Raw genomic sequence first — 2,892 nt, 5'->3', positions numbered from 1 at the left:
GGAGTTGCCCGATACTGAATACCCAATTTAAAGCTGGTGCGTAAACTGCTGGCATCTTCAATCTCGATACCCGCGAATGTTGGCGGTGCAGAGGTATCAGCAAAGATCTTTTGTTCCGCCTGCGCATAAACCAAACCGAAACTACCGCCGACTGACCATTTATTATTGACTTCACATCCTATGCCACCGGTCAGCTTGCCCACGGCAAACAAGCCCGAATAGTCATCTTGCGTACCAAAAGCCGTATTCAGGTTTTCAAACACTCCGCCTGAACCGCCTTGTGCAAATAGCCCTGCCCCGACAGTACACGCTATCGTTTCCAGTTTCTGTGCATAGCCCATCCCGCCCAAACCGGTGTAGAGATTACTGGCATGCCGGTCATTACCGAATTGATCCTCATGCGATAAATCCGTTATCCGCAGTAAGGAACCGTAAGTATCAAAATGTTTGTTATGGATTTGAGTCAGGCCGGCCGGATTGGTGTTCAACGCACTGGTATCACGGGCAACAGCTATATCCGCACCCGCCATTAAAGTGGACTCAGCGCCAAAACCAATTAGATTAATACCGTTAGTGGCATGGCTGGCACCAGCAAAAAGCGCTAGAGAACATAGTAATATTTTTTTCATTGGATGCTCATAAATCCGCTGCGCTTTTCATTCGGCCATTCAGCGTTATTTTAAAGGCAAAACGCTTTATCGACGTTCTGAAGATACAACTCAGTAGCGGCCAAAACTATGGTTTATTTAGAGTTGGTTATGTGATTAATCAAACAACGATTTGTCATCAGGCAAGGAAAAATTGCCAGAATATTCCGTGCTTATTATCTTGAGGAATTATTCGATGTTCTGGATCTGTTCCCGCATCTGTTCGATCAATACTTTCAAATCGACGGAATAACGTGTGGTATCGGTATCAATGGATTTGGATCCCAAGGTATTCGCCTCACGGTTGAGTTCCTGCATCAGGAAATCCAGTCGGCGGCCAACCGGTTCATCACGCTGCAGAACGCGTTTGACTTCATCCACATGACTTTGCAAGCGATCCAGCTCTTCGGCGACATCACTTTTCTGGGCGATCAATACAATCTCTTGCTCAAGTCTTTCGGGCTCCAGTGTGACTTCAAGCTCTGCAGCTTTTTGTAACAGACGTTGGCGCTGTTGCTCGAGGATCTCTGGCATACGCTGTTTTACCGCTTCAGCGATTTGCAAAATTTCTTCGCAACGCTGCTGGATCATTTCTGCTAATGCCTGCCCCTCCCTTTCTCTGCCACTGATAAAGTCCGCCAACGCAATGTTCAAAGCATCCACGGCCTGTTGTTTCAATGCCGTTAAATCAACTTGTTCTGTATCGGCGACACCAGGCCATTGCAATAACCGTAACGGATCAAGCGGCATGGTCTGACCTGCCATTTGTGTCAGTTGATCACAGGCATTAATAACCGATTGCGCCAGATTTTCATTAATATTCAGCGCCGTTTGCTGCTGAGAAGGATGATATCGCAGGGTGGCTTCTATCTTGCCGCGCGCCATGCGTTCAGCAAAAATTTTACGGATATCTATTTCCAGCGGTCGAAATGATTCTTCCAGTCGCAAAGCAAGCTCTAAATAACGGTGATTAACGGATCGGACTTCCCAGATAAGCGTACCGAGTTCAGTTACTTGTTCCTGGCGGGCAAAGGCGGTCATGCTTCGTATCACGGTAATTTTCCTGTAGCGGTTAAGCGCCTATGGTAACGAAAACTCAACGTAAAAAGCACGCGTGAGTTGGTTGGCATCAGTATAATCATTGTATTTTACGTAAAGGATAAAGCAGATGCGTCCAAGTGGCCGACAACCCGATCAACTCCNNNNATGCGGAAGGCTCGGTGCTGGTCGAGTTTGGTGACACCAAAGTGTTATGCACAGCCTCGGTTGAAGAACGTATACCGCCATTCTTACGCGGCATGGGTGAAGGTTGGATTACCGCCGAATACGGTATGCTACCGCGTTCTACAGGTTCACGAATGCAACGTGAAGCGGCCCGCGGTAAACAAGGTGGGCGCACCATGGAAATTCAGCGATTGATTGGGCGTTCTTTACGTGCAGCGATTGATTTAAAAGCGCTGGGCGAGCGAACGATCACCATTGACTGTGATGTCATCCAGGCTGATGGTGGCACACGTACCGCTTCCATTACCGGTGCCTTTGTAGCGTTACATGATGCGATTGACTATTTAATTAAAATGCGCAAAATCAAGAAAAGTCCCTTGCATGGTCAAGTAGCTTCTGTTTCAGTAGGTATTCACAATGGTACTGCCGTTCTGGATCTCGATTATGCGGAAGACTCCAATGCCGAAACGGACATGAATGTTGTGATGAATGACGCCGGGGCATATATTGAGTTACAGGGCACTGCGGAAGGTCATGCCTTCAGGACGGATGAACTGCAGTCCATGCTGGCTCTTGCTACAACAGGGATTGAACAACTGATGACTAAACAACGCGAGGCATTGGCAAACTGATGTCTAAAATCGTTCTGGCCAGCGGCAATATCGGTAAGCTGAGAGAGCTATCACAGATCCTCAGTCCTTTGGGTTTAGAGCTGATCGCACAATCTGATTTGAATGTTCCTGAAGCCGATGAAACAGGTCTCAGTTTCGTTGAAAATGCGCTCATTAAAGCCCGTAATGCATCGCTGCTGACTGGTTTACCGGCGATTGCCGATGATTCCGGAATTGAAGTTGATGCATTACATGGTGCGCCGGGCATTTTTTCATCACGTTATGCCGGGCCGGATGCCTCCGATACCGATAATATCCAGGCATTGCTCGAGGCAATGAAAGATGTGCCCGAAACGGAACGAACGGCCCGCTTTCAATGTGTGGTGGTATTTATGCGTCATGCCGAAGTT

General features: G+C 47.8%; 3 protein-coding genes and 1 pseudogene. 2 read left to right on the top strand and 2 right to left on the bottom strand.

The genetic code is table 11. From position 1 onward, the window contains the following. Window positions 1-629: OmpP1/FadL family transporter (locus B3O33_RS02410; RefSeq protein ID WP_414673263.1), on the bottom strand; the 629-nt coding region annotated here is incomplete at its 3' end. Window positions 630-836: 207 nt separating this feature from the next. Further along, window positions 837-1,688, bottom strand: a complete 852-nt coding sequence (locus B3O33_RS02405) for a YicC/YloC family endoribonuclease (RefSeq protein ID WP_292362656.1) — start codon at window positions 1,686-1,688, stop codon at window positions 837-839. A 127-nt stretch (window positions 1,689-1,815) separates the two neighbouring features. Here B3O33_RS02405 and rph point away from each other — a divergent pair. Further along, window positions 1,816-2,503: pseudogene (rph, locus tag B3O33_RS02400) on the top strand (ribonuclease PH). Next, a partial coding sequence (locus B3O33_RS02395) for a non-canonical purine NTP pyrophosphatase (protein WP_292362853.1) occupies window positions 2,503-2,892 on the top strand: 390 nt, incomplete at its 3' end. The pseudogene rph and the gene B3O33_RS02395, both read left to right, overlap by 1 nt.

Origin of the sequence: Methylophaga sp. UBA1464, assembly GCF_002325665.1 — a bacterium.
In the GTDB taxonomy this organism is placed as follows: domain Bacteria; phylum Pseudomonadota; class Gammaproteobacteria; order Nitrosococcales; family Methylophagaceae; genus Methylophaga.
The sequence above is the reverse complement of the archived record's forward strand: the minus strand, read 5'-3'. Positions and strand labels throughout refer to the sequence as shown.